This window comes from Bacillus sp. FDAARGOS_527 (assembly GCF_003812125.1).
Lineage (GTDB): Bacteria > Bacillota > Bacilli > Bacillales > Bacillaceae_G > Bacillus_A > Bacillus_A paranthracis.
Map to the genome: position 1 here is coordinate 3,819,777 of NZ_CP033795.1, position 25,513 is coordinate 3,845,289.

The 25,513-nt window shown below is 36.6% G+C and carries 29 protein-coding genes, 1 pseudogene and 1 riboswitch; of the genes and pseudogenes, 18 read left to right on the forward strand and 12 right to left on the reverse strand.

Annotation, left to right across the window (positions count from 1 at the left end; translation table 11 throughout):
• The first annotated feature begins 44 nt into the window (after positions 1-44).
• From EGX95_RS22480 to EGX95_RS22520, 7 genes are all read left to right on the forward strand, one after another.
• The gene (locus EGX95_RS22480; protein WP_000868017.1) at positions 45-1,004 is read left to right on the forward strand and encodes a tRNA modification radical SAM protein MnmL/YtqA; all 960 of its coding nucleotides are present in this window, start codon (positions 45-47) and stop codon (positions 1,002-1,004) included.
• Positions 1,001-1,573, forward strand: coding sequence for a tRNA 5-(aminomethyl)-2-thiouridylate-methyltransferase MnmM (locus tag EGX95_RS22485; RefSeq protein WP_000764489.1), 573 nt, complete (start codon positions 1,001-1,003; stop codon positions 1,571-1,573). The genes EGX95_RS22480 and EGX95_RS22485 overlap by 4 nt, the downstream gene beginning before the upstream one ends.
• Positions 1,574-1,765: 192 nt before the next feature.
• Positions 1,766-2,599 (forward strand): ABC transporter ATP-binding protein, encoded by an 834-nt coding sequence (locus tag EGX95_RS22495; protein WP_000959711.1) that lies wholly within the window; start codon positions 1,766-1,768, stop codon positions 2,597-2,599.
• Between the two features lie 18 nt (positions 2,600-2,617).
• Positions 2,618-3,298 carry a hypothetical protein gene (locus EGX95_RS22500; protein WP_000457763.1) on the forward strand — a complete coding sequence of 227 codons (681 nt, stop codon included), beginning with the start codon at positions 2,618-2,620 and terminating at the stop codon, positions 3,296-3,298.
• Positions 3,299-3,322: 24 nt separating this feature from the next.
• Entirely contained in the window at positions 3,323-3,997 is a 675-nt protein-coding gene (locus EGX95_RS22505) for an aspartate/glutamate racemase family protein (protein WP_000579331.1), read from the forward strand.
• Entirely contained in the window at positions 3,994-4,518 is a 525-nt protein-coding gene (locus EGX95_RS22510; protein ID WP_001024983.1) for a tetratricopeptide repeat protein, read from the forward strand. Before EGX95_RS22505 ends, EGX95_RS22510 begins: the two co-directional genes overlap by 4 nt.
• 112 nt (positions 4,519-4,630) lie before the next feature.
• A complete protein-coding gene (locus EGX95_RS22520) occupies positions 4,631-5,932 on the forward strand; it encodes a PepSY-associated TM helix domain-containing protein (protein ID WP_000867806.1) in 1,302 nt (433 codons plus the stop codon).
• 35 nt (positions 5,933-5,967) lie between these two features.
• On the opposite strand, the gene EGX95_RS22525 is transcribed toward EGX95_RS22520, so the two are convergent.
• The 3 genes from EGX95_RS22525 to EGX95_RS22535 are packed head-to-tail and all read right to left on the reverse strand — an operon-like array spanning position 5,968 to position 8,147.
• On the reverse strand, positions 5,968-6,201 hold the full coding sequence (locus EGX95_RS22525) for a hypothetical protein (RefSeq protein ID WP_001993676.1): 234 nt from the start codon (positions 6,199-6,201) through the stop codon (positions 5,968-5,970).
• Between the two features lie 40 nt (positions 6,202-6,241).
• A complete protein-coding gene (locus tag EGX95_RS22530) occupies positions 6,242-7,306 on the reverse strand; it encodes a tetraprenyl-beta-curcumene synthase family protein (protein WP_001102457.1) in 1,065 nt (354 codons plus the stop codon).
• A gap of 37 nt (positions 7,307-7,343) precedes the next feature.
• A complete protein-coding gene (locus EGX95_RS22535; protein WP_000267415.1) occupies positions 7,344-8,147 on the reverse strand; it encodes an alpha/beta hydrolase in 804 nt (267 codons plus the stop codon).
• A gap of 74 nt (positions 8,148-8,221) precedes the next feature.
• Here EGX95_RS22535 and EGX95_RS22540 point away from each other — a divergent pair, with 74 nt between their 5' ends.
• The 3 genes from EGX95_RS22540 (at position 8,222) to EGX95_RS22550 (ending at position 10,566) form a co-directional block, all read left to right on the forward strand.
• Positions 8,222-8,734, forward strand: a complete 513-nt coding sequence (locus tag EGX95_RS22540; RefSeq protein ID WP_000640212.1) for a gamma carbonic anhydrase — start codon at positions 8,222-8,224, stop codon at positions 8,732-8,734.
• Positions 8,735-8,877: 143 nt separating this feature from the next.
• Positions 8,878-9,411 (forward strand): phosphatase PAP2 family protein, encoded by a 534-nt coding sequence (locus EGX95_RS22545; RefSeq protein ID WP_000868576.1) that lies wholly within the window; start codon positions 8,878-8,880, stop codon positions 9,409-9,411.
• A 12-nt stretch (positions 9,412-9,423) separates the two neighbouring features.
• On the forward strand, positions 9,424-10,566 hold the full coding sequence (locus tag EGX95_RS22550; RefSeq protein ID WP_001261635.1) for a glycosyltransferase family 4 protein: 1,143 nt from the start codon (positions 9,424-9,426) through the stop codon (positions 10,564-10,566).
• Positions 10,567-10,998: 432 nt separating this feature from the next.
• Here the strand turns inward: EGX95_RS22550 and EGX95_RS22555 are convergent, their stop codons facing one another.
• On the reverse strand, positions 10,999-11,601 hold the full coding sequence (locus EGX95_RS22555) for a molybdenum cofactor guanylyltransferase (protein ID WP_000049609.1): 603 nt from the start codon (positions 11,599-11,601) through the stop codon (positions 10,999-11,001).
• Positions 11,598-12,107, reverse strand: a complete 510-nt coding sequence (locus EGX95_RS22560; RefSeq protein ID WP_000117134.1) for a MogA/MoaB family molybdenum cofactor biosynthesis protein — start codon at positions 12,105-12,107, stop codon at positions 11,598-11,600. Before EGX95_RS22560 ends, EGX95_RS22555 begins: the two co-directional genes overlap by 4 nt.
• Positions 12,108-12,346: 239 nt before the next feature.
• Here EGX95_RS22560 and EGX95_RS22565 point away from each other — a divergent pair, with 239 nt between their 5' ends.
• The 3 genes and pseudogenes from EGX95_RS22565 to EGX95_RS22570 form a co-directional block, all read left to right on the forward strand.
• Positions 12,347-12,526, forward strand: coding sequence for a hypothetical protein (locus EGX95_RS22565; protein WP_000424796.1), 180 nt, complete (start codon positions 12,347-12,349; stop codon positions 12,524-12,526).
• Positions 12,527-12,532: 6 nt separating this feature from the next.
• Positions 12,533-12,709 carry a hypothetical protein gene (locus EGX95_RS30550; RefSeq protein WP_000486791.1) on the forward strand — a complete coding sequence of 59 codons (177 nt, stop codon included), beginning with the start codon at positions 12,533-12,535 and terminating at the stop codon, positions 12,707-12,709.
• A gap of 23 nt (positions 12,710-12,732) precedes the next feature.
• Positions 12,733-13,251, forward strand: a pseudogene (locus EGX95_RS22570) (GNAT family N-acetyltransferase); the annotation flags it as partial.
• Between the two features lie 47 nt (positions 13,252-13,298).
• On the opposite strand, the gene metK reads toward EGX95_RS22570, so the two are convergent.
• Positions 13,299-14,498, reverse strand: coding sequence for a methionine adenosyltransferase (gene metK, locus EGX95_RS22575; protein ID WP_000163127.1), 1,200 nt, complete (start codon positions 14,496-14,498; stop codon positions 13,299-13,301).
• A gap of 169 nt (positions 14,499-14,667) precedes the next feature.
• Positions 14,668-14,789: riboswitch (SAM riboswitch) on the reverse strand.
• 228 nt (positions 14,790-15,017) lie between these two features.
• On the opposite strand from metK, the gene pckA reads away from it, so the two are divergent.
• Positions 15,018-16,604, forward strand: a complete 1,587-nt coding sequence (gene pckA / locus EGX95_RS22580) for a phosphoenolpyruvate carboxykinase (ATP) (RefSeq protein ID WP_000108804.1) — start codon at positions 15,018-15,020, stop codon at positions 16,602-16,604.
• Between the two features lie 290 nt (positions 16,605-16,894).
• The gene (locus EGX95_RS22585) at positions 16,895-17,092 is read left to right on the forward strand and encodes a hypothetical protein (protein WP_000410593.1); all 198 of its coding nucleotides are present in this window, start codon (positions 16,895-16,897) and stop codon (positions 17,090-17,092) included.
• Between the two features lie 234 nt (positions 17,093-17,326).
• Here EGX95_RS22585 and EGX95_RS22590 read toward each other — a convergent pair whose 3' ends face one another.
• Positions 17,327-17,710 (reverse strand): ATP synthase subunit I, encoded by a 384-nt coding sequence (locus EGX95_RS22590; RefSeq protein ID WP_000624930.1) that lies wholly within the window; start codon positions 17,708-17,710, stop codon positions 17,327-17,329.
• A 278-nt stretch (positions 17,711-17,988) separates the two neighbouring features.
• Here EGX95_RS22590 and EGX95_RS22595 point away from each other — a divergent pair, with 278 nt between their 5' ends.
• Complete coding sequence (locus tag EGX95_RS22595; protein WP_000639042.1) at positions 17,989-18,210, forward strand: hypothetical protein; 222 nt, start codon at positions 17,989-17,991, stop codon at positions 18,208-18,210.
• Positions 18,211-18,238: 28 nt separating this feature from the next.
• On the opposite strand, the gene EGX95_RS22600 is transcribed toward EGX95_RS22595, so the two are convergent.
• The 3 genes from EGX95_RS22600 to EGX95_RS30945 all read right to left on the reverse strand — a co-directional run bounded on the left by EGX95_RS22600 (position 18,239) and on the right by EGX95_RS30945 (position 20,252).
• Positions 18,239-19,144 carry a DMT family transporter gene (locus EGX95_RS22600; RefSeq protein WP_001255383.1) on the reverse strand — a complete coding sequence of 302 codons (906 nt, stop codon included), beginning with the start codon at positions 19,142-19,144 and terminating at the stop codon, positions 18,239-18,241.
• A 217-nt stretch (positions 19,145-19,361) separates the two neighbouring features.
• Positions 19,362-19,685, reverse strand: coding sequence for an iron-sulfur cluster biosynthesis family protein (locus EGX95_RS22605; protein WP_000289577.1), 324 nt, complete (start codon positions 19,683-19,685; stop codon positions 19,362-19,364).
• A 372-nt stretch (positions 19,686-20,057) separates the two neighbouring features.
• The gene (locus tag EGX95_RS30945) at positions 20,058-20,252 is read right to left on the reverse strand and encodes a hypothetical protein (protein ID WP_088294454.1); all 195 of its coding nucleotides are present in this window, start codon (positions 20,250-20,252) and stop codon (positions 20,058-20,060) included.
• A gap of 256 nt (positions 20,253-20,508) precedes the next feature.
• On the opposite strand from EGX95_RS30945, the gene EGX95_RS31165 reads away from it, so the two are divergent.
• A complete protein-coding gene (locus EGX95_RS31165) occupies positions 20,509-21,639 on the forward strand; it encodes a collagen-like protein (RefSeq protein WP_372684178.1) in 1,131 nt (376 codons plus the stop codon).
• A 238-nt stretch (positions 21,640-21,877) separates the two neighbouring features.
• Here the strand turns inward: EGX95_RS31165 and EGX95_RS22615 are convergent, their stop codons facing one another.
• Together EGX95_RS22615 and EGX95_RS22620 are read right to left on the reverse strand one after the other, a co-directional pair.
• The gene (locus EGX95_RS22615) at positions 21,878-23,098 is read right to left on the reverse strand and encodes an ATP-binding protein (RefSeq protein WP_001030587.1); all 1,221 of its coding nucleotides are present in this window, start codon (positions 23,096-23,098) and stop codon (positions 21,878-21,880) included.
• Entirely contained in the window at positions 23,095-24,351 is a 1,257-nt protein-coding gene (locus tag EGX95_RS22620; RefSeq protein ID WP_000664872.1) for an ATP-binding protein, read from the reverse strand. The genes EGX95_RS22615 and EGX95_RS22620 overlap by 4 nt, the downstream gene beginning before the upstream one ends.
• A 268-nt stretch (positions 24,352-24,619) precedes the next feature.
• On the opposite strand from EGX95_RS22620, the gene EGX95_RS22625 reads away from it, so the two are divergent.
• Positions 24,620-25,429: an alpha/beta fold hydrolase gene (locus EGX95_RS22625; protein ID WP_000498290.1), complete on the forward strand. Its 810-nt coding sequence runs from the start codon at positions 24,620-24,622 to the stop codon at positions 25,427-25,429.
• Positions 25,430-25,513: the final 84 nt, after the last annotated feature.

A 25,513-nucleotide genomic window follows, 5' to 3' on the forward strand; every position in this document is an offset into this window, starting at 1 on the left:
TAATGGATTTTGTTTCATTTTGACTCGGCTTAGGAGGGAAAGTAATGAAGGTTCAAAACCCTTTTCCATATACAAACGACAATAAACGTTATCATACATGGAATTACCATTTACGAAATGAATTTGGTGAAAAAATCTTTAAAGTTTCATTAGATGCTGGCTTCGATTGTCCGAACCGTGACGGTACAGTTGCTTATGGCGGTTGTACATTTTGCAGTGCTGCTGGATCTGGTGACTTCGCTGGCGATCGCCGCGATGATGTTATAACGCAATATCATGAAATGAAAGAAAAAATGCGCTCAAAGTGGAAAGATGGAAAATGCATTGCGTATTTCCAAGCGTATACAAATACACACGCACCACTTGAAGTATTAAAAGAAAAATTCGAACCGCTTCTAGCAGAAAAAGACGTTGTCGGTCTTTCTATCGCAACTCGTCCAGATTGTTTACCGGACGATGTCGTTGCATATTTAGCGGACTTAAATAAACGCACATACCTTTGGGTTGAACTCGGACTACAAACTGTTCATGAACGTACTGCAAACCTTATTAACCGCGCTCACGATTATCCTTCTTACGTTGAAGGCGTAAATAAATTACGTAAGCACGGCATTCGAGTTTGCTCTCATATTATTAACGGCCTTCCACTTGAAGATTACGATATGATGATGGAGACAGCTCGTGAAGTAGCGAAGCTTGATGTACAAGGAATTAAAATCCACTTACTTCACTTATTAAAAGGAACGCCAATGGTAAAACAATATGAAAAAGGACAACTCGAGTTCCTTTCTCTTGAGGATTACGTAAGTCTCGTTGTTGATCAACTTGAAATCATTCCAGAGGACGTAATTGTGCACCGCATCACAGGTGACGGTCCACCTGATTTAATGATTGGTCCAATGTGGAGCTTAAATAAATGGGAAGTATTAAATTCCATCGATGCAGAATTTGTACGCCGCGAAAGCTGGCAAGGAAAATATGCAAATGAGGAGAAACAAAAATGAAATTAGAACGTGTATTACCGTTTGCTCGCACTCTCTTGCAAACGGCAGTAAAAGAAGGCGATTACGCTGTAGATGCAACTTTAGGAAACGGACATGACACTTGCTTCCTAGCTGAAATCGTTGGCGATAACGGAAAAGTATTTGGATTTGATATTCAAAAAGAGGCAATTGAAAGCTCAACAACTCGTCTAAAAGAAAAAGAACTTTTCGAACGTACTGTTTTAGTTCACGATAGTCACGATACACTGCTATCCGTATTACCAGAAGATGCAAAAGGAAAAGTAACAGGCGCAATTTTCAACTTAGGTTATCTTCCAGGCGGAGACAAGCATATCGTTACAAAACCGAACTCAACAATTTCGGCAATTGAACAATTACTAGAAGTAATGGCACCTGAAGGAATCATCGTCCTTGTTATTTACCACGGACATCCAGAAGGACAAGTAGAACGGGACGCTGTTCTCAAATTTGCCGAAGAATTAGACCAAAAACAAGCACACGTACTGCGCTACGGCTTCATTAACCAACAAAATAACCCGCCATTTATTGTGGCGATTGAGAAGCGATAAATATATCGACGATTTTTCAATTATATCTATCGTAACTTAAAATATATCAACGATTTTTTCGATATATCGACGATTCGACACACTATATCGACTTATCGACAAAACATAACAAAAAAAGACGTGCACTTACTGCACGTCTTTTTGTTATTCTCCTATATAATGGATATATACACTGTATAGGAGGATAGAACTTTGCTAGTAGAACTAAAGGGAATTCAAAAGAAGTATGGCAAATCACTTATACTAGACAACATTGATTTATCCATTCCAGAAGGAGAAGCACTCGCCATTGTTGGCGGGAACGGGACTGGAAAAAGTACTCTACTCAAAATAATTGCAGGCTTTATTTCACATACGGCAGGGACAATTCAGAGGAAAGAACATATACAAATCGGTTATGTACCTGAACATTTTCCTGAAGGGATTCGTTTTACATTAGAAGATTATCTATATCATCTCGGTCGCATTCACGGTTTATCAACAAAATATGTAAAAGATAAAATTCCGCTGCTTCTTGAAAGGTTTCATTTACTTCATGCAAGGCATTCCGTTGTACGAAACTTTTCAAAAGGTATGAAACAAAAAACAGGCATTATGCAAGCATTACTTACGGACGTACATTTATTAATTTTAGACGAACCGCTTTCTGGACTCGATCCGAACTCTCAGCAAGAATTAGAACATATTTTACTCTCATTAAAACAACAAGGTATATCTATACTCTTCACATGTCACGAAAAACAGCTACTAGAAAACTTCGCCGATAGAATTGTGACGTTAGCAAATCATACAATCACAGAAAATATCTCTGCACAAAAAGGAGCAGAACAAGTCTATATTGAAGCAATTGTTCACGAAACATTTTCAGCGATAGAACTACAAAAACAATCCGGTTTTATACACGTTGCACACAATTCAAATCAAAACCTTATTCAATTACAAATCGAAAAAGAATATACAAACGAAATGCTTCAGTTTTTATTGCATAAAAAAGCATCTATCACACTGCTACAACCTAACTTTTAAATCGAAAGAAGGTTTATTATGTTTGCTCTTATTCGTTACCATTTTCTCGACTATACAAAATCGTATAAGTACGTCCCTCCTATTGCGATGTACTTCATGAGCTTACTTTTTGTATATACATATAAACCGACTCCTATTGTACCGACATATTTAGAAACAGCAATTGCGCTTTATTTATTATCTGCCTGGATTACGGTCACAATTTTTCATACGGAAGATCCTGTACAAGAACAAATTACGATTTCTCACACAAATAATATTTCCGCACTATATGTAGGGAAATATATTACAGCTCTTCTCATTTGTACTGTTTTATCTTTTATATCCGTAATCTACCCAATTATTTTGCAAATGTTTAATGAAAAAATGACAGTTTCTTTATTTTTAGTCGGATTTCTCGCTCATATGTCTTTCTCTATACTTGGAATTTCAATCGCATCTTTATTTACTAGAAATATGATTCCAAAAGCAAGCACCGCTTGGCTTAGTCTTACATTTATATTGCTTATAACGATTGCATCTATCCGGTTTAAAAAAGAGTTACTATGGTTTTTACCACCTGTCGAAAGCTTTCTAATGCTTGGACAATACAAATATAATATACTGACTCACACGCTATGGCTCACAGCTTGGGCTATCGTATATTCATTTTTATTATTTACCTTATTTCTTTTTATCGTTCGCAAAAAACGTTTTTAATTACATATTGAAGGAGACGAAACAATGATCGGAATACTAGCAGGAATGGGGCCAAAATCAACTGGACCATTCGTCGATACAGTTGTAGCAAAGTGCCAAACAATATACGGAGCAAAGCATGACATGGACTTTCCTCATATGATGATTTACTCGTGCCCAACACCGTTTTACATGGATCGCCCTATTGATCATGAAGCGATGAAAAAAGCGATTATTGAAGGAGCACAAAAACTCGAGAGTACTGGCGCAAGCTTTATCGCTATGCCGTGCAATACAGCGCATCTTTATTTTGAAGAATTACAGCAATCTCTTTCTATTCCTATTTTGAATATAGTTGATGAAACGTTAAAAGCGATTCCTGAAACTGCAAAAAGAGTCGCTCTTCTCGCAACAGAAGCAACTGTTCAAGCTGGTATTTACCAAGATGGGATTGCAAAGCGTAATATAGAGTACATTCATCATGAAAAATGGCAGGATATGATTAATCAAATTATTACTTATATTAAAAGTGGAAAAGTTGAAGAAGCTCGCGAATTGTGGAATGCGCTCGTTTTACAATTGAGAGAGGAAGTTGATACTGCAATTATTGCATGTACTGATTTGAATGTGGTGGCGATTGAGGATTTTGTTGATTCCTCTCAATGTCTTGCGAAAGCGGTTGTTAGGATGTATGTAGAAAATATAAGGGGGTCCAAATGAATATACCTTTTGAAATGGGATACACATTTGATGAAAATCTTAGAGAAAAGCCTATATCCCTTGCTGAAATGAAGCAGGGGATTTTATTTTTGAAAGAGCATTTACATGAAAGATCGTTATATGGAAAAAACTGCGGATTAATCGGTGTTTATGAACGAATCGCTGGCAACCTTTCTGACAGTAAGTATTACTTACAGGAAGCCATTGAATATTACACACAAACAGACAACATCCAAGGGATTTTTATTAACAAACTTCGTCTCGCACATACATATCATTGGGAAAGCAATTTTTCTGCTGCAAATACAATCTTTGCCGAACTTCTACAAACACTACCAGACTTACCCGCTTATGAAGATTTTTTCTACCAACATTACGGAAAAAGTAAATTAGATGAAGGTGACTTCCAAACCGCCCTTACTTGTTTTCAAAAAGCACTTCAAATTAGGCTACAAAAAGGAAATGAAGAGCTAATTCATTCAACTAAGCTTTGCATTGCGTATTGTATGTCTCGCCGATAAAAATCCCCAAAACTTTTAACTTTCTTCACAATTCTTTCAAAGTAATCACACTTAATCTCGCTATATTAAATAAGTAGTTATTCATATAGGGAAGGTTAGGGGAACTAAGAGCATGAAAGTAAATCGTTCGCTTCATTACATTTTTTGGCGTTGGCATTTTTATGCTGGGCTTTTTATTACGCCGCTTCTTATTACGTTGTCACTGAGCGGAATTGGGTATTTATTTCGGGAAGAGGTTGAGGATTTCATCTATAAAGATTTATATTTTGGGAAGAGTGCTCAAACAGAATCTATTTCGATGGCTGATTCTATTTCCTTAACAGAGAAAAAATATCCACATTATAGTGTGGCGAAAATTAGTGAGTTTAATGGGGATTATAATACGAGACTTACGATTGCAAATGAGTATACTGGGCAACAAAAATATGTGTATTTAGATAGTAATAATCAAATTGTTGGGGATCAAAACGCAAGTGAAACGTTTGCCAATATCATGAGGGAATTACATAGTTCTCTTTTAGTTGGTGGCACTGTCGTTAACTATACGGTAGAACTTGCGGCATGTTGGACAATCTTTTTAATTGTAACTGGGTTGTACATGAGTATACGCCAATTCAAAAATACACCGGCATCCAATAAGCGAGAAAAAGCAAAACGACGTCATTCTATTATCGGTATTATATTTACAATTCCTCTCGTTTTGTTAGTTGCATCTGGGTTGCCATGGTCAGGATTTATGGGTAACCAAATTTATAAAATTGCATCGTCAAATGAATCACTCGGATATCCAAAATTGTATATGGCACCTCCTGAATCGAAGGTAAAAGAATTGCCGTGGGCAACTAGAAAAGAAGCACCTCCTGAATCGAATTCGAATGAGCCAAAAGCAATTTCTGTCGATGAATTGCGAAACGGAATTAAAATAAAGAAACCATATGTTATTTCACTACCAGCTGATCCAAAAGGTGTGTTCACTGTTTCGAAATCGAGCGGTTCTGGTATTACAGGTATGCATGTTGCACCAAATGAAGAAATAACAGCTTATTTTGATCAATATAGCGGAGAGCTCATTTCCAAAACGGACTATCGTGATTATGGATTACTTGCGCAATGGTTCACTTACGGTATCCCGCTTCACGAAGGTCATTTATTCGGATGGCCAAATAAAATATTATGCTTACTAACGACATTATCTTTATTACTTCTTATTTATTACGGAATAAAAATGTGGTTAGCAAGAAAGCCGAAAGGAAAATTAGCAGCACCGCCAAAGCAAAGAGATAAGAAAAGCATAATCGTTTTCTTTATCATGATGGTTATACTAGGCGCTGTCATGCCTTTATTCGGACTATCTGTTTTAGCTATTTTTGTGATTGAACTTCTTATATATGTATTTTCAAAAATACGATCATAATAAAAAGCATTTGTACTACCGTGTACAAATGCTTTTTATTTACTATTTTCTTTTTTTCTACCACTTATTAAAAAGACAATATCTACTATAATAATCAATACAATAATAACTTGAGCTACATAATCCATCGTTGTAGGACCACCGGCTTTATTCATCATTATATACATTCCGGTTACAAATGAAATGGAAAGTAGCACGAGTAATGTAACCTCAATATGGTCATATAGCTTTTGAAACAATCTCTTCATTTCTGCCACCGCCTTTACCATATTATAACAAAAAACCACTCTACATGAGTGGTTTTCTTCATCACTGCGCCGTTTTCTTTCGGTACATCTTCCCGTTCCAATAGAAGAATCGTGAAGTGAGACCACCGTATTTTACAATGCGCCGTGCCATTTTGTGCATATTCTTTTGTGCTGATACTTTTTGGTCTGATAAATAAATACCAAGTAATCCTCGGCTTATGAGACGATGAAACTTCGCATGAGGCAAATCACCAATGCTCTTCTCTGCTTCTTCTACAAAATGTTTCATACGATCTAATATCACTTGCTCGTTTTCATAATAACTACAGAAATTCAAATCCCCGCCGATGCGGTCTTCTTCTTGATCAATAAAATAATCAAGTAAGATATGAAGTCCTTGTACGTAAGGAAAATATCCTTGTCTAATTTTCGCAATATCTTCATCATGTAATTCATCATGAAAGGCATATGCGACAAGACAGAAGATTCCAAGCGTAGAACCGGCACATGCTGAAAATTCAAACCAACTCATCTCAGGTAAGTTTTCTTTATGTGCTTCAAACCATGTTTGTAATCGTGGTTCTCTTTCTTCTAATTTCACATGTTTATGAATTTGCAAATCACAATAATAACAAGCAAGTTCATGAAGAATAGGAGCAATTTTGTCATAGTGCTTCGTTTTCTTTAAAACATCTTGGCATGTTTCAACAAGTTCATCTAAATAACCACCATCATCTTGATCATCACGATAGCGATAATAATTACCGCCACCTTCTACTTCAGGTGATAATGCCATTAACATAGATTCATGCAGTGCGGCAAAATCATTCGGATCAAGTGATGTACTGCGATCACATAAATTATCTAAGTAGTCACTAATCGTTTGATATGCGACGATAAAACGAATACATTCCTCACGGTGTTCATTTGCTAATAATGCTAAAATGCCACCGCCTTCGCAATGAAACGTTTTATGCTCAATACTTGCGATTGCCTGACTATGAAGCTCATCATTCGGAATATGGTAGGCACGCTCTTTCCACATCGCTAGCTCATGGTGTACAACCGGAAACACATCACGGTATACTTTCGCCATGAGCGTTATGGGATTACTCGGTACGTTCACTTCTTCCTTCATCTCCTCTATTCAATGTACAAATAATTTACTTATTTGTTTCTATTATGTTATTGATGCGTATTTCAGTAAATGACTGAATATAATTCAAAATTTCGTCGCGCTCATACTCATTTAATAACTCATGATAACAATTCGGCCATTCTTTAAAAGCCTTATCACTTATTTTAACATTATCAAACCAAGTGCGGACACGTGTTTTATCTACAAGTTTATCCTCACATGCTTGCATTAGCAAGAGCGGAACATCTGGAAAATCGTTTATTTTCTTATGAGCCATTTCGATAGACTTAATCAATTCACTATACCAACGTACTGATACTTTGCGCAAGAACAATGAATCATTCTCCATCGCATCTCTCACTTCATGATTACGAGTTGACATTTCCACTGTAAGATTCGTTGCAAATTGCAATTTTGGAGCAATAATATTTAATATTTTTGAGGCAGCTTGCAGCGGTGCAGAAGGTCCAGCTAATACGCCTAAACATGGCGAACTTAAAATAATGCCATCTACATCTTCTCTTTTCGTTTCTTGCATCATACGAATGACGATAAGACCACCCATACTATGACCAAATAAAAAGATAGGCAACCTATACTTTCTTGCCTCTTTCACCCATAATTTAACTTCCTCTATGTATTCATCAAATGAATCAATATGTCCTCTATTTCTTGAAGTCGTTCCATGTGACGGAAGGTCCCCCATCACAACGTGGTAGCCGATATGATTCCACATTTCCGCAACGGCTTCATAACGCCCGTGATATTCCATTGCGCCGTGTACAATAACGATTACAGCCTTTGCTTCCTCCGCTTCATAATTCCACATACGGACCTCCTCCATTTCACTCTTTCTCATAATTTGATACACTGAAACTAGTCTCTAGGAAAGGAAGGCTTTACATGATATATCCTTACAAAGAAAAAAATCCGAAAATTGCGAGTAGTGCTTTTATCGCTGACTACGTAACCATTACTGGTGATGTGACAGTTGGCGAGGAATCAAGTATTTGGTTTAATACAGTCATCCGAGGCGACGTATCACCAACAATCATTGGTAACCGGGTAAATGTACAAGATCAATGTACACTTCATCAAAGCCCGCAATATCCTCTTATTTTAGAAGACGATGTTACAGTTGGGCATCAAGTGATTTTACATAGCTGTCATATAAAAAAAGACGCTTTAATTGGAATGGGATCTATTATATTAGATGGTGCTGAAATTGGCGAAGGAGCCTTTATCGGTGCTGGAAGCCTCGTTTCACAAGGAAAGAAAATCCCGCCGAATACATTAGCTTTCGGTCGTCCAGCGAAAGTCGTTCGTGAGTTAACAGAAGAAGACCGTAAAGACATGGAGCGAATTCGCACGCAATACGTTGAAAAAGGCCAATATTATAAATCACTACAAAAATGATTTTACAGCTGCCATAATACTGGCAGCTTTTTTATATAAAATCTAACTTTTTCTTTACAAAACATTATTACTCGCTCAACAAAATCTTATTAAAATAAAAGCTAATATCTCCATATATATGTAAACGAGGGAGGAGAATTTTCATGAAGGTCAGTGGACTGTATAAAATAGAATGTTACATTTTCAAAGGAATTAACCGCTACTTTGATCAAAAAACGTTAAATATCTTTTTCAGCAATATTACTCATATCGGTGGCGCGACTTTCTCTATCGCACTCACACTGTTCTTTTTAATTTTCGCAGATGGAACTTTGCATCAAGCTGCAATTGCAACTGCTATTTCGTTAGCAATTAGCCATGTCCCTGTGCAAATATTAAAAAGATGGTATCCACGAAAACGTCCTTATTTAACAATTCAGGATGCAAAATATCCAGTCCATCCATTACAAGACCACTCTTTCCCGTCTGGTCATACAACAGCCGTTTTCTCTGTCTTTATTCCATTTATTTGCTATAATCCAAGCTTACTTATTTTCCTATTACCGTTAGCATTATGCGTCGGTATTTCTCGCATTTATTTAGGGCTTCACTATCCATCTGATGTATTCGTCGGTATGTGCCTCGGCACTTGCTCTGGCATCATCTCTTTTTATCAATTCATCCCACTTTTCACATAAAGGAGTGATATGATGAGAGTCGCCATTTTTACCGATACTTTTACGCCACAAGTGAACGGGGTTGCGAAAACGTTAGAGCGGTTAACACGATATTTTCAGAAAGAAAATATCGCCTATTCTGTTTTCGCACCTCAGCATACAGCTGAAGATAATTTCGTAGCGAATGTGAACAAGATGAGAAGTATCCCGTTAACAATATTATATCCAGAATGTCGCTTTTCTTTTCCTACTCCGCGCATTAAACGAGAACTTCTTTCCTTTAAACCTGACATAATTCACATTGCTACACCTTTCAACATGGGACTTTGTGGATTGTATTATGCGAAAAAGTTAAACATACCAGTTGTCGGTTCTTATCATACTGATTTCGATGCTTATTTACGCTATTACAAAATCGAATTTCTCTCCAATATGCTTTGGAACTATTTAAAATGGTTTCATAGTCATATGCAAAAAAATTTCGTTCCATCCCCTGAAACATTACATCAATTAAAACATAAAGGTTTTCAAGCCCTCTCCATATGGGGACGTGGTGTAGATTGTAATCTCTTTCATCCAGCTTACAATACAGACCTATTCCGAAAAAAATATAATATTACAGCGAAGTACGTCCTTTCCTATATTGGACGGATTGCTCCTGAGAAAGATATTGATACGTTGCAAAATCTTATCGTTAAATCAACGCATACTCGAAACGATATTCATTGGCTTATAGCAGGAGACGGTCCTCTAGCAACAAATTTGCGTGAAACTGTTCCGCAAACAAATGTCACGTTTACTGGCTATTTACAAGGCGGGGATTTAGCTGAAGCATACGCTTGTTCTAACTTGATGGTATTTCCATCAGCCACTGAAACATTTGGAAATGTTGTACTTGAATCGCTTGCATGCGGCACACCTGTCATCGGTGCAAATAGTGGCGGGGTTAAAAATATTATTACAGATGGAAAAACGGGAGTTCTTTGCCCGCCAAAAAATGAGGACGCATTTCTATCATCCATTTATTTTTTATTGCAAAATGAAGAAAAATTGGAGCAGATGGGAGTAGCAGCTTTATCTTATGCGAAATCAAAAAGCTGGGATGAGATCTTTCGTGGCTTGCTTAACGAATATGAAGAAGTCCTTCAGCATAACGAATCAGAGTTGCTTGCTTAAACAGAAAAACTCCCTTCAAAAAACGAAGGGAGTTTATTATACAATTGTAAAATTTACTTAAATAAAGTGAAACTTTAATCAGTGGGGGTTTTCTTCATCCCCCACTGATTATTAGTTGAACCAATCGGACTTTTATGGGCAGTTGATCCCCCACCTAACTTCTTTGCTTTTCCTGAATGTTGAGGTGGGGATCTTACTGCCCATTAAAGTCGGATAAATGATACACAAGGTGAAATATTATATTATTTCTATATTCATTATAACAAAAACAAGCATAAACAAATAGACTTGTAATAAAAACCCATAAAAATTAATATATGGTTATACAGTATTTTAACTGTATAGTGATTTTAAGAATTCCCCTTAAAATCAACTTACTCACATACCTTTATACAGTAATTGTTCCCCAATTTCTGTATACAAAAAAACCTTTCATTCATTTGAAAGGTCTTTTTGAGCCTGCACATATTCTTCTTTCGTATTCACATTTATAAACCAATCCGCATTTGCTTGTATATCTTCACCAGCAATATATTTCACATTACATTGTGATAAAAGCTGACCCATACTTCTTTTTTCTTCTTGAAGCAAAGTATAAATCTTTTCTTTCACGCGGTTATGGTACGCTGCAAGTAGCGGTTGTTTCCTTCCATTAATAATAGGTACAACTGCATCATACTCATTGCTTGTTTGCTCCAGTAAAATGGTAAACCATTCATGCGAAACATTTGGCGCATCGCAAGGCATAATAGCGTACCAATCTGCTTCTATGTATTCCATTCCTGATACAATTCCAGCAAGTGGCCCGTTCCCTTTATAGTGCGGAATATCTTCGATAACAGGAACTTGTACGAGTTTCTCTACTCGCTCTTTTATATGAGAATGACTAATGACTACAACTTCTTGGAGCGTGCTTGTCATCACTTTCAAAATATGCTCAATAAACGTACTCCCTTGCCAACTCGCTAACGCTTTCGGCTCACCGAATCTACTCGACATACCACCTGCTAATACAATTCCAGCATACTTACTCATTGGCGATGCAACTCAAATGTAATATGACCTAATTCTGGTAAAATTAATTTATTCATCGCAAGGCGAACCGCTCCGCTAGATCCTGGCATCGAGAAGACTACTTTGCGCCCAATTGTGCCGCCGATCGCTCTACTTAACATTGCGCTGCTTCCGATATCTTCTAAATAACTAATCATGCGGAACAACTCACCGAATCCAACAATTTCTTTATGTAATAACGCTGATACTGCTTCAATCGTTACATCACGCTTCGTAATACCAGTACCGCCATTTGTTAACACGACATCAACATCTTCCCTATGATAACCAGCTAACACTGCTTGCTGAATACTTTCTTTATCATCTTTCACAATTTCATAAGAAGTCACTGTATGGCCTGCTTCTTTTAACAATTCATGTAATAGTTGTCCGCTCTTATCTGTCTCTTCTGTACGTGTATCGGAAATCGTTACAATCTTGCAGCGCACTTCTTTTGGCGCTTGTTTTTTATGTTCGGTTACGCTCATTTTTTCATCTTTCCTTTCTTAAAGACTTTTCTTCATTTTATCATACATATCTTTACACAATTATGTATGAAGCCAACAATGCGCCATGATACAATATAAGTATAATAACCCACAAAAAGGAAAGTGTACTTTCTTATACTCCTTAGACTACACACCTTTAGCTACTCTTTATATTTTCTACATACATAGAATTCAATTTTAAAACTTGTACTAAAAAATAAATTGGAGGTCTACCTATTATGGAACTATACAAAAAATTAACAACAACATTCATCCTCTTATTTATCGCTTCCATCACTGTCGGCTTTTCTCTAAAAGGCGCAATTCCATACGCTACATTAGTAAGTATTATATGCGCCACGCTATTTTTACTAAGCAGTGCATTTTGTGCGGGCAAAGCACGTCAAATGAAAAGTTAATTTCACATGTTTCAAAAAAAGCCAACTGTTTGTAAATCATGCCAAAAAGAAATACAAACATATGAAAAAGCATGGATTCATATGCCGCTTCCGGCAAATGGCATGACGAATATGAAAAAGTATATTGAGCTAGAAGGAGAGATTTATTGTAGCTCTTGTGTTGAAATAATGAACAAAAAATAGTAAATACAAAAGGGGGACTTACATTGTTTGAATCAAACCGTATCCAGTTACGAAAGTTTTCCGAAGATGATATTCTAACATATTATAAATGGCATAATGATATGGACGTTATGAGTTCAACTACTCTCACTCTTGATAAATATTCCCTTCAAGACACAGAAAAACTTTGCCAGCAATTTATTCATTCTCCGAACTCTAAGAGCTATATCATTGAAGAAAAAGCTACGCATCTTTCAATTGGTATTACTTCTTTAATTCATATTGATTCGTATAATCGAAACGCTGAATGTATTATTGATATTGGTAACAAGAGTTACTGGGGGCAAGGTTATGGGAAGGAAGCTTTCATCTTATTATTGGATTATGCATTTTTAGAATTAAATTTACATCGCCTTTCTTTACGAGTATTTTCTTTTAACGATAGAGCAATTAAATTATATAAATCGCTCGGTTTTCAACATGAAGGAACTTGTAAAGAAGCTATATTCCGCAATGGCACTTGGCATGATATTGAATTCTTCGCTTTATTCCAACGTAATTATATAAAAAAAAAGCTTTGCGCTCACTGCGCAAAGCTTTTTTTCATATATTATAGACCAGCTTGCTCTTTTAAAGCTGCAGCTTTGTCTGTACGTTCCCATGTTAGATCTACATCAGTACGTCCGAAGTGGCCGTAAGCTGCTGTTTGTTTGTAAATTGGGCGACGTAAGTCTAGCATTTTAATAATACCAGCTGGGCGAAGATCGAAGTTGTTACGAACTAGTTCTACTAATACGTCTTCAGATACTTTACCAGTGCCGAATGTATCAACTGAAATTGATACTGGTTGTGCTACACCAATTGCGTATGCAAGTTGTACTTCTGCTTTTTCAGCAAGACCAGCTGCTACGATGTTTTTCGCAACATAACGAGCTGCATATGCTGCAGAACGGTCAACTTTCGTTGCATCTTTACCAGAGAATGCACCGCCACCATGGCGAGCGTATCCACCGTAAGTATCAACGATGATTTTACGTCCTGTTAAACCAGCATCACCTTGTGGTCCACCAATTACGAAGCGGCCAGTTGGGTTAATGAAGAATTTCGTTTCTCCATCGATTAATTCTGCTGGTACTACAGCTTTAATTACGTGCTCTTTTAAGTCGCGATCGATTTCTTCCCATGTAACATCTGGGTGATGTTGTGTAGAAATTACGATAGTATCAACACGTACTGGTTTACCATTTTCATCATACTCAACTGTAACTTGCGTTTTTCCATCCGGACGTAGGTATGATAATGTATCATTTTTACGTACTTCAGTTAAACGGCGAGCTAATTTGTGAGCAAGCGAGATTGGAAGTGGCATTAACTCTTGTGTTTCATTACATGCGAAACCAAACATTAAACCTTGGTCTCCTGCACCAATTGCCTCAATCTCAGCGTCAGTCATTTGACCTTCGCGTGCTTCTAGCGCTTGGTCAACACCCATAGCGATGTCAGCAGATTGCTCATCGATAGATGTTAAAACTGCACAAGTTTCTGCATCGAATCCGTATTTTGCGCGTGTGTAACCAATGCCTTGAATTGTTTCACGAACGATTTTTGGAATATCTACGTAAGTAGAAGTCGTAATTTCCCCCGCTACCAATACTAAACCAGTTGTTACAGTTGTTTCACAAGCTACACGTGCATTTGCGTCTTTTGATAAGATCGCATCTAAAATTGAATCAGAAATTTGGTCACAAATTTTATCTGGATGTCCTTCAGTTACAGACTCAGATGTGAACAGATGACGTTTTTTTGTCATGTGGTAAACCTCCCTACAGTAATTGTATATATTGTACGGAACTCATCCTTAATTTGCCACAGATTGCGACATACATTTATTCTCCCACACAAGCATACAGAAAAACCTTTCCTACATAATAGAGAGGAAAGGTTTAATTTGCTACTTGCATACTGCTTTTTGCCCTTCGCTCTTATCGTTCGAGACCTGTAGCCTCGCACAGGTTTTAGCACCTATTCACTTGTGTTTACCAATACAAGTGAGGTTGCTGGGCTTCATCGGGCCTGTCCCTCCGCCAGCTCGGGATAAGAGAGTATCCGTCCCAACCTATACTAAAGAAATGATATTCATTTGTCAATTAATATTCACATTTTCGTGAAAGTTTTTCTCAATGCGCCTAAAATGAAATATTAATAAGGAAATAATGTATTCACACAAACAAAAAGAAATAAATAGTATACATTATTTATATAATTGTGTTATACTCTTGTTGGGGATTACGAGAAATATTTCATTAAATGAAAAGGATGGTATATAAATATGAGTACTGTGAATGTCCAAATTGGTTTACACGAATTATTGAACGGAAGCAATGCACAGATTCAACTAAGTGTTCCGCAATTAGTGGAAAAAGTATTAATGCGAAATGAAGGGAAATTAACTTCGACTGGTGCCGTTTCTGCTTCAACTGGAAAATATACAGGACGTTCTCCTAAAGATAAATTTATTGTGAAAGAAGCATCGGTTGCTGACAAAATTGCTTGGGGAGCAGTGAACCAACCGATTTCTGAAGAACATTTTAATAAATTATATACGAAAGTTTTAGAATACTTAAAAGAGAAAGAAGAGTTATTCGTCTTCAAAGGATTTGCAGGCGCTGACCGCAATTACCGCCTACCAATTCAAGTTATTAATGAATATGCATGGCACAATTTATTTGTACATCAACTATTCATTCGTCCAACTGAAGAAGAATTAACAACTCATGAATCAGAGTTCACAATTGTTTCTGCACCGAATTTCAAAGCTGATCCAGCTGTTGACGGTACAAACTCTGAAGCATTCATTATGGTTTCATTCGAAAAACGTATCGTACTAATTGGTGGTACAGAATACGCTGGAGAAATGAAAAAATCAATCTTCTCTATTATGAACTTCTTATTACCTGAACAAGATATCCTTTCTATGCATTGCTCTGCAAACGTAGGTGAAGAAGGCGATGTAGCATTATTCTTCGGTTTATCTGGAACAGGTAAAACAACATTATCTGCTGATCCAAACCGTAAATTAATCGGTGATGATGAGCACGGTTGGTCTGATAACGGTGTATTCAATATTGAAGGCGGTTGCTACGCGAAATGTGTAAACCTTTCTCACGAGAAAGAACCACAAATTTTCGATGCAATCACATTTGGATCTGTTTTAGAAAACGTTATCATTAATGACCAAACGCGTATCGCAGACTATAACGATACTACTTTAACAGAAAATACTCGTGCTGCATACCCTATGCATGCGATTGACAATATCGTACTGCCAAGTGTTGCAGGACACCCAAATACAATTATCTTCTTAACTGCTGATGCATCTGGCGTATTGCCTCCAATCAGTAAGTTATCAAAAGAACAAGCTATGTATCACTTCTTAAGTGGTTACACTAGTAAACTAGCAGGAACAGAGCGCGGTGTTACATCTCCGCAAGCAACATTCTCAACTTGCTTCGGTTCACCATTCTTACCACTTGATGCATCTCGCTATGCTGAAATGCTTGGTGAAAAAATTGAGAAACACGATGCGAAAGTATTCTTAGTAAACACTGGCTGGACTGGTGGCGAATACGGCGTTGGTAAACGTATGAACTTAGGTTACACTCGTGCAATGATTCAAGCAGCATTAAGCGGTGAACTTGCGAAAACTGAAACAGCTAAACATGACATCTTCGGTCTTGAAGTTCCACTTCACGTACCAGGTGTACCTGACGAAGTGTTAATGCCTGAACAAACTTGGGCTGATAAAGCTGCTTATAAAGCAAAAGCAATCGAACTTGCAAATGAATTCAAAGCTAACTTCAAAAAGTTCGACAGCGTATCTGAAGACATTATTAACTTAGGCGGCCCAATCGCTTAAGCGCAAACTTTCTGTTGGAATAACCCTTTACTCATATGAATAAGTGTCGTGTAACCGTAAAGTTTCGCGTACTCACCGACAAAACCCAATGCGGCTTAACGGTTACACACACTTACATAAAAAAGAAGCTTACGTTTTTTACGTAAGCTTCTTTCTATATCTTATATAAAGTGAAACGTTACTCTCTTCATCTGTGACTTCGTTTGTTAATTTACATAATTTTCACTTTATAGTTATTTGTTTTTAGTTTTTCATGATATAATTTACATATATAGGAAGGGGTGAAGCCTATGGAAAAATTTTCTTGTACAGGAAAAATTTTATTCAGTTATGGAGCGATTCAAATGTTTTGGGGACTTGTAATGCTTAACGTTCATTTATTTGAGCATACAAGTGAAACGATAAAATATATTATTCTAATTACCGGAATAGTTTTTTGTATTATATCCAACTTTTTTAAAGAACATAAAAGTCATACTAATACGTAATTTCATGTTAACTTATCGGAAGCAAAAACCTATATTTTATGCAACGTTTCGCTTCCTGTTGTACTATTCATCGCTGGATCCCTTATTCTAGGGTAAATTCATTTTTACACATACAACTTACGGATTCGAACATATAAATTACATCCCTCTAGTTTCACAACGTATGGAGCTAAAAAAGGATTTAAACGCTTCTATCCCTCGCTAGATCCTCTATTCCATCTAAAAAGAGGCTTTTTATCTTTTTGTTAGTTCCTTTTCATCTTTCATACTATAATAACCTAAGTTCACAACAATTAAGAAATAACCGCCCATAATCCCTACTGCAAATGCCCACATTACCATATGGTGCTCAATTTCGTACATAATAATAGCGCCTAAAATAGCAGCAGCAAAACGATTAAACATACCGAGCGTCGGCGCTTTCGTTTTCTTTACGATACTATCTCCAAGCTTCTCAATTCGTCTCCCTAAAAGCCAAACGCAATACATACTTACGATAAGTCCAATTCCTGCACCTAAAAAATGTGCTGAAAACGGCGTTACCATCCAGCCTAGTAAAAGAATACCTAGTATATAATACGATTGAATTTTAAACGACCTTAATGACATACTAATCATGATGTTCTCCTCTTCCGTAATTTTTATCTATCCAACAATAAATTTTTTCAAGTCTATACTACTTACATTCATTTCACTCAAATTAAAAACAACATAAACGGTATGTTTATGTTGTTTAAATATTTTTAGAAAATAATATTATACAAGATTTCAAAGATCATCCCCCCATAATTTGTGACGTTTTTTCAAACATTTTTCGTCCATTTATGAAAAAATTGATATCAATCTATGAACATACGGATATGATGTAATAAGTACACAAATAAAGGGGGCGTCTAATGATTTATTTTTTAATGGCTCTCATTCACCTTATTATCCCTGCACTTATTGGACTTTCATTATATTGGTACACGAAAAACCATAGTATTTTCTACGCTGTCCTCGGTGTCCTTCTTCCGGGTATTATTCTTATTACACTCTTCCGTATTCCATTTTTAAACTTAATTCCACTTATTACTGCGATCTTATTTCTCATCTTCTTACCAAAAATAAAAAAATAGGAAAGCAGATCATAGGTGATCTGTTTTCCTATTTTGATATAGGTTCCCCCACAGTAGAATGCAATTTTACTTTCTCCGATTTCACAAACCATAAACCGAAGAAAATAATAATTCCACCGATTATTTGTTGAAACGATACGTATTCATTTGCCCATACAGCTGCAAATAAAACAGCTACAAGTGGCGTTATATACATATATACCATCGTATGTGATGCTCCAATTTTTTGAACACCAACATACCACATTACTAAACCAAATACTGTTACAAAGAAAATAGAATATAGTAAAGCGAATAGTGTTATTCCATGTGTAATATGAAATGGCATTATAAATACGTATGGTCCACTTAAAAGCAAGAGTGGAATCGCGCCAACTAGTGCTGACCATGCGGTAACACGTAGCGCTGAATATTTTTTAATTAATGGACCAGCTAAAACAGGATAAAGCCCCCAACATATTGATGTAATGAGTCCAATCCCATTCCCGTAAAAAGAACTAGCCAGTGAATGCCCTGCTACTAAAACTAAGGCTGCACCACAAAAGGCAATAATCGAACCGATAAGCTTTCGAGAAGAAAACTTTTCTTGTTTTAAGATAATCGCAAATACAGTTGTAAAAATAGGTGAAATAGAAATGAGTAAAGAGGCATTTGTAGCGGATGTATATTTAACAGTTTCCATAAATAACGTTTGATACAGTACAATACCTACAACGCTAACGATGATTAATCTAGGTATATCTTTTCTCTCCATATAAACCGACTTTTCAATAAAAAATGTAAGGAGTAACTTAAGCGGTGCCGCCGATATCATCCGAAGTGCAGTAAACTCAATTGCTGTAAATTCTAAAAGTCCATATTTCGCAATCGTAAAATTAATCCCCCAAATAATAACGACTGCTAAAATTAATAACTCAATTCCCCATCTTCTCATGCGTATCCCCTCCGCAAATAAGATTATACAGAAAATTCAATCACATGTACATTTCATTATGTGAAAAAACCTTTGTATTGTATGAAACGTTTTGGTACATGAAATTATATCGGCGATTTTTTAAATATATCGACTTATCAACAAAAAACGACAATACTAGTACCTTATACAATAAAAAAGGTATCCCAGAAAACATTTCAGGGCTACCTTTCCTTTACTACACTCGAACGTGTAACTTCATATTTGGATTATAAAACTGACTCGGACTCTTCAACTGAAAAGTTCCTCCACCTTCATGCCAATCGACAGTCAACTTATCATCCATAAATACAAGCTTTGTACGATCAGCGATAAAGCTAAACTGGCTAGATTCAATATCTACATCGCGCTCATCTTTTTCTGCTACAGCTACTAAATCGATAATTCCGCTCATTACACAACCGCAACCTTCATTATCGTAAAATAACTTTATATATTTCGCTTCATTTGGAATCGTATCCACAATCTTTTTATATGCTGCTTCTGTTACAGTAACGTACATACTCTAATCTTCATCCTCTCTTCTCGTATCCTTCATATATTGTACCACCATTTTTCTTTTAAAATATATACAGAAAATTATGAACAATATACAATGTATGTAGTAAGTGAAAGAAACATTGATGTATGATTGGTTTAAAGAGAATTTTGAAGTGGATGTTACTTTGGTTCCACAGGAAAAATGGTGGTTATAAATTTTTAAAGAGATAGCTAATTTAGCTATCTCTTTTTACTAAACTTAAAATAGAAAAAAATTCGATATACAATACACTTTCACCCTACTGTTAAAATCTAAACACACTATACAATCAACCGCACAAAAATATAGAATTTCTAATATACATATAGTAGTTCTATTTTAAAAACTAGATTTTCAAAATATAGAAAGGAGAACATACATGTACCGACGTAATTGTTTTAGTTGCGATGGCAGACGCCCCAGTGGTTCTAACGGGAATACTGGACCCACTGGCATCACCGGACCTACCGGCATCACTGGACCTTCTGGCATCACCGGATCCACTGGCATCACTGGACCCACTGGCATCACTGGAAGTACCGGACCCACTGGAGCTACCGGCGCTACTGGGGGTACAGGAGCTGGTTTACAAAGTACTACCGCCTTTAGTCTTGCAGCCGCTCCAAACTATAAAGCCGGACAAGTTGTTACTTATACGAGCAGCGGCTATGTTGTAAAAAAGGATGCACCTCAAGGATTTCCTAATGTATCTCCAGATTATATTGTCTTAGTAGAAAGTGGGGCTACTGGAAGCACTGGACCTTCTGGTAACACCGGATCTACTGGAAGCACCGGACCCACTGGCATCACTGGACCTTCTGGTAACACCGGATCTACCCGAAGCACTGGACCTTCTGGTAACACCGGATCTACCGGAAGCACTGGACCCACTGGGAACACCGGATCTACTGGAAGCACCGGATCTACCGGAAGCACCGGACCCACTGGCATCACCGGATCTACTGGCATCACCGGATCTACTGGAAGCACTGGACCCACTGGCATCACTGGACCCACTGGCATCACTGGATCTACTGGCATCACTGGACCCACCGGCGTCACCGGATCTACCGGAAGCACTGGACCCACTGGCATCACTGGATCTACTGGCATCACTGGATCCACCGGCGTCACCGGATCTACCGGAAGCACTGGACCCACTGGCATCACTGGATCTACCGGAAGCACTGGACCCACTGGCATCACTGGACCTTCTGGTAACACCGGATCTACCGGAAGCACTGGACCCACTGGCATCACTGGACCTTCTGGTAACACCGGATCTACCGGAAGCACTGGACCCACTGGCATCACTGGGCCCACTGGCATCACTGGACCCACCGGGAATACTGGACCTACCGGAAACACCGGATCTACCGGAAGCACCGGACCCACTGGCATCACCGGACCCACCGGCATCACTGGAAGTACTGGACCCACTGGCTCCGCTGGTAGTGCTTCAGCAAAAAGTATTGTGTTTCAAGGAACAAATGCTGGTTTTCAACGTATAGCGGGCTCCCCTGGAATTGACTCTAATGTTATTCCATATGTCACTGCTGGATTTGGTAGTATAGTTGGGTTTACGGCGTCTATAAATGTAAATAACTTACCTGCTGCTGCTTATACGATTGATATTTGCAGGAATGTCCCCACAAACCTCACCGCTCCTACTTCCAGTTACATTCTAACTACTATTACTTTAACTACCACAAACAAAATTACCGGAACTATAGTATTTTCCATTAAACCGACGGATACTGGATCGGGACAAATTCAAGTATTTAATCCTACTCCCGTAGTAGGTCCCGCTACTGTAACTTGGACTAGTATTACCACTGGAAACCTTGTTTCGAGAGGAGATGCTATATCCCTTTATATTAACCCTGGAATTACTGCCAGTGCTGTATATTCTGTTTTTTTAATCACTGACATATAACTCACACTTAAAACAATTCATTCCACAAAAAAGACCCGAGATTCGGGTCAACAAATAACAATACAAATGAATTAAAACAAATAACAGACAAGTTCATTATATACTTTCACTGCAAAATAACCATATTTCGAATTTTATTTTCCATATACTGCACTAATAGTGTGAACAATTTTGAATTTTTATTCAAAAAAAAGGAGTTCACTCTCAAATAAGTGATCTCCCTTTTTAAAATAACTTTTCATGATATCGGCAATACAACCTTCACCGTCGTTCCAACCCCAACTTCACTTTCAAAACTCATTTTACCGTTGTGGTCTTTAATAATTTTTTCTGTAACTACTAAACCTAAACCTGTTCCAGTTTCTTTCGTTGTGTAAAATGCTTCATTTAGCTTCGGAATTTTATCTTTTGGAATACCGCAACCCTCATCCTTAACTTGAATAATGATTGCATCTTCTACAGTCACTTTAATCGTAATCGTTCCGCCAACTGACATTGCTTCAATCGCATTTTTAATTAAATTAAAAAACACTTGTTTTAATCGTTTTTCATCGCATGTAATCGATGGTATGTCTTTACTATAAATACCTTGTATGTGTACGCCTTGATTTAAAGCAGGCTTCCCCATAACTCGAATAACATAAGCGATAATTTCTTCTATATTATGAACTTCTGATTCTATTGATTTAGATTTCTCAAATCCACTAAGTTCTGTAGCGATTGTATGAATTCGTTCTACTTCTTGTTTCATAATATCACTATATATTTTATCCTCTGGATATTTACTCGCTTGCTTATTTACAAATTTATCTAAATTCGCTAGAGGTCTTCTAATTTTGTAACCAATAACTGTAGCCATTTTCCCAACAGTTGCTAGCTTTTCTGTTTGTTGTATTTCTTTATTCATCATCTCAAGCGTACGAACGTAAGATTGGAACCTTAAAAACATAATCCAACATATGATAGTAAATACGCTATATAATGCCATCGGAATTAAAACGAGTGATGAATGAATAATGATTCCTATAAGAGCATATTTGCCAACCAGTATGCTCGGAACTAACCAAAAATATCTTTTATTCACAAAGAGTGGGGCAAATAAAATAAAAAATCCTTCTACTATATTCCCACCATCAAACTCAGCATCACTACCGTAGTAAATCATAAAATTATGGATAAAATCTAATAGATTATATCCAATTAGAATAATATACTTTACTGCAAATGGATTTTTCCATTTCATAAAGTATATTCCAGTACAAAATAGAACCACCATCAGAAAATAAAGCCATAAACCTAAACCATCTTCAAATTGTCCTACTCCTTCTTGCTCTCCTCCTATTAAAGGTACAATAAATTCGTAGGCAAGATCGTATACAAAAAATATAATGAAAAATAAACTTAAATATATTTTCAGCGCCTTCATTTCTTCATTTTTAAATATATCGTCTTTATTCATATGGTAACTCCTAGCTTTTCTCCCCCTTGGATTTCACTATTTCCACGTTGCTTCGGGAGAATGATATCTATTCTAGTTCCAATATCTCTTTTACTTGAAATATGTAATTCACCAAGATGCTGCTCCGTAACAAGCCGATTCGCTACCGTAAGTCCCAAACCAATTTTATCTTGTTTCGTTGTATAAAAAGCTTCTGTAACACGAGCCAAATTTTCTTTCTTAATACCGTAACCAGTATCGATTACACTTAGCATTACATAATCTTGTCCTTTATTTTCTAATCGTAACTCTAGTGTGCCACCTTGCTCCATTGCCTCCAGAGCATTTTTTATGACATAGAGAAAGACTCCTCGTATTTTCCGCTCATCACATTCAACTTCTATTATCTTTTCTTCTATATTAGAAATAAGCTGGACACTAGATTCATTCATTTTTTCTCGAAGAATTGCTACTGCTTGTAATGCAATTTCACCTATATTATGTTTCTTATAAATAGAGGGTTTACATGTAGCAACTTCCATCAATTCACTTATCATATTATTCATATTTTCTATTTCAAAAATCATCTGTTTGTAAATAGGGTCCTCCCCATGCTTCTCTCGTTGTAATTGCGTAAATCCTTTTAATGAAGCAAGGGGATTTTTAATTTCATGTCCCACTGTCGCTGCCATTTTTCCGATTACTGCTAATTTTTGTGATTCACTAGCAATCTTAATACTTTCCTTTACCGCTGAAAGGTATTGTATAAATCGATTTAAAATGATGTATGCTGCTATTAATACGAGTGTATACATAATGAGGAACATAAATCCTTTTACTTCTTTTAATACAAATAAATAAATCACATATTTCACTACAATAGTTGAAAGTACAAACACAAAATATTTTTTATTTAAAAATATAGGTACAAAGAAGATGAGAATAATTTCTATTATATTTACCCCATCAAATGCCGCCTTATTATAAAGCATATACGAAAGTATATTAGCAATTTCTATTCCTATGTATGCAAATAAACATGCATATTTAACAAGATTCGCTTTCTCTTTTTTTATTAAATATACATTCACACCGAGTATTACAGTTCCCCAAATTACTTGCCATATTATGCTATGTCCCTTATCCGTTAGTGATTTATTCTCTAATACGATTGCATATAAAACTTGGTATGAAATAACAATGACGTATAGCACCCACAAAAAGATTTTGGCATTCCTTTCTTCTTCTTTATATGATAGAAAACTTTCTTTCACTTCAACACCCCTTCAACATAATATCTCGAAGAATACCATTTATTATAATAAATGATTTTCTTATACAAACAAAGATAAATCGAACATTTGAGGAAAATCATCCCAACGTTTTGATATTTTCAGACGATATGTAATCATAAAAATTATAAACAATAATACGTATATTATGTAGGAGAGATTTTATATAAATGGTAAAAAATGAAGGAAAGCTTGATGTCTTAATAGAACGAAATCCTACGCTTCTGGCGTATGAATAGGAGGCTCATTCATGTTTGTTACCGTCGAGAAAGATGTGCATATTTTTGTGCAAGATGTTAATCCCGGTCCTGGTAGTAAAACTGTGTTCTTCGTCCATGGTTGGCCTTTAAATCATCAAATGTACCAATATCAACTCAACGTGTTACCACAGCACGGTTTCCGCTGCATCGCTATGGATATACGCGGAAATGGGCAGTCTGATAAACCATGGACTGGTTACACATACGATCGTTTAGCAGACGATATCGCCATCGTTTTAGAAGCACTTCAAGTCGAAAATGCTACATTAGTCGGTTTCTCAGTAGGCGGTGCCCTTTCTATTCGGTACATGTCTCGCTATAATGGTCAGCGTATTTCTAAACTTGTATTAGTCGATGCCGTTTCCCCCTCTTTCGTTAAAAATCAAGAATCTCCCTATGGTGTCCCAAAAGAACAAGCAGATACTCTCATTAATCAAATGTATGCCAATCTCCCTAAATTTTTAAATGATGTATCTTTATCATTTTTTAATAGAAACTTAGGATCTGCTACGTTAGAATGGTTTTCTTATCTCGGTATGCAGTCTGCTTCCTATGCCCTCATCAAAATATTGCAAGCAGCTGCAAATGAAGATGTAACGAAAGATTTAAGTAAAATTAACGTGCCAACAAAAATATTCCACGGTATTCACGATCAACTTATCCCATACAAAAGCGCTGAACTTACACAAAAACAGATTAAAAATTCTCAGTTACATCCTCTCACCAATAGTGGTCACGGCTCCCCAATCGATCAAGCGGATGAATTAAACGAAGAACTTATAAAGTTTTTACATTCATAAAAACCTATGCCAAATCGTATCGATAGGAACGTAGTTTTCAAAAACATTAAAATTCACACATTTCTCACAAATCAGCTAATACAA

Coding starts and splice junctions, on each gene's coding strand:
- EGX95_RS22480 (WP_000868017.1), top strand. CDS start 45: ATGAAGGTTCAAAACCCTTTTCCATATACAAACGACAATAAACGTTAT.
- EGX95_RS22485 (WP_000764489.1), top strand. CDS start 1,001: ATGAAATTAGAACGTGTATTACCGTTTGCTCGCACTCTCTTGCAAACG.
- EGX95_RS22500 (WP_000457763.1), top strand. CDS start 2,618: ATGTTTGCTCTTATTCGTTACCATTTTCTCGACTATACAAAATCGTAT.
- EGX95_RS22505 (WP_000579331.1), top strand. CDS start 3,323: ATGATCGGAATACTAGCAGGAATGGGGCCAAAATCAACTGGACCATTC.
- EGX95_RS22510 (WP_001024983.1), top strand. CDS start 3,994: ATGAATATACCTTTTGAAATGGGATACACATTTGATGAAAATCTTAGA.
- EGX95_RS22520 (WP_000867806.1), top strand. CDS start 4,631: ATGAAAGTAAATCGTTCGCTTCATTACATTTTTTGGCGTTGGCATTTT.
- EGX95_RS22525 (WP_001993676.1), bottom strand. CDS start 6,201: ATGGTAAAGGCGGTGGCAGAAATGAAGAGATTGTTTCAAAAGCTATAT.
- EGX95_RS22535 (WP_000267415.1), bottom strand. CDS start 8,147: ATGTGGAATTATGAAGCGGAGGAAGCAAAGGCTGTAATCGTTATTGTA.
- EGX95_RS22540 (WP_000640212.1), top strand. CDS start 8,222: ATGATATATCCTTACAAAGAAAAAAATCCGAAAATTGCGAGTAGTGCT.
- EGX95_RS22545 (WP_000868576.1), top strand. CDS start 8,878: ATGAAGGTCAGTGGACTGTATAAAATAGAATGTTACATTTTCAAAGGA.
- EGX95_RS22550 (WP_001261635.1), top strand. CDS start 9,424: ATGAGAGTCGCCATTTTTACCGATACTTTTACGCCACAAGTGAACGGG.
- EGX95_RS22555 (WP_000049609.1), bottom strand. CDS start 11,601: ATGAGTAAGTATGCTGGAATTGTATTAGCAGGTGGTATGTCGAGTAGA.
- EGX95_RS22560 (WP_000117134.1), bottom strand. CDS start 12,107: ATGAGCGTAACCGAACATAAAAAACAAGCGCCAAAAGAAGTGCGCTGC.
- EGX95_RS22565 (WP_000424796.1), top strand. CDS start 12,347: ATGGAACTATACAAAAAATTAACAACAACATTCATCCTCTTATTTATC.
- EGX95_RS30550 (WP_000486791.1), top strand. CDS start 12,533: ATGTTTCAAAAAAAGCCAACTGTTTGTAAATCATGCCAAAAAGAAATA.
- metK (WP_000163127.1), bottom strand. CDS start 14,498: ATGACAAAAAAACGTCATCTGTTCACATCTGAGTCTGTAACTGAAGGA.
- pckA (WP_000108804.1), top strand. CDS start 15,018: ATGAGTACTGTGAATGTCCAAATTGGTTTACACGAATTATTGAACGGA.
- EGX95_RS22585 (WP_000410593.1), top strand. CDS start 16,895: ATGGAAAAATTTTCTTGTACAGGAAAAATTTTATTCAGTTATGGAGCG.
- EGX95_RS22590 (WP_000624930.1), bottom strand. CDS start 17,710: ATGATTAGTATGTCATTAAGGTCGTTTAAAATTCAATCGTATTATATA.
- EGX95_RS22595 (WP_000639042.1), top strand. CDS start 17,989: ATGATTTATTTTTTAATGGCTCTCATTCACCTTATTATCCCTGCACTT.
- EGX95_RS22600 (WP_001255383.1), bottom strand. CDS start 19,144: ATGAGAAGATGGGGAATTGAGTTATTAATTTTAGCAGTCGTTATTATT.
- EGX95_RS22605 (WP_000289577.1), bottom strand. CDS start 19,685: ATGTACGTTACTGTAACAGAAGCAGCATATAAAAAGATTGTGGATACG.
- EGX95_RS22615 (WP_001030587.1), bottom strand. CDS start 23,098: ATGAATAAAGACGATATATTTAAAAATGAAGAAATGAAGGCGCTGAAA.
- EGX95_RS22625 (WP_000498290.1), top strand. CDS start 24,620: ATGTTTGTTACCGTCGAGAAAGATGTGCATATTTTTGTGCAAGATGTT.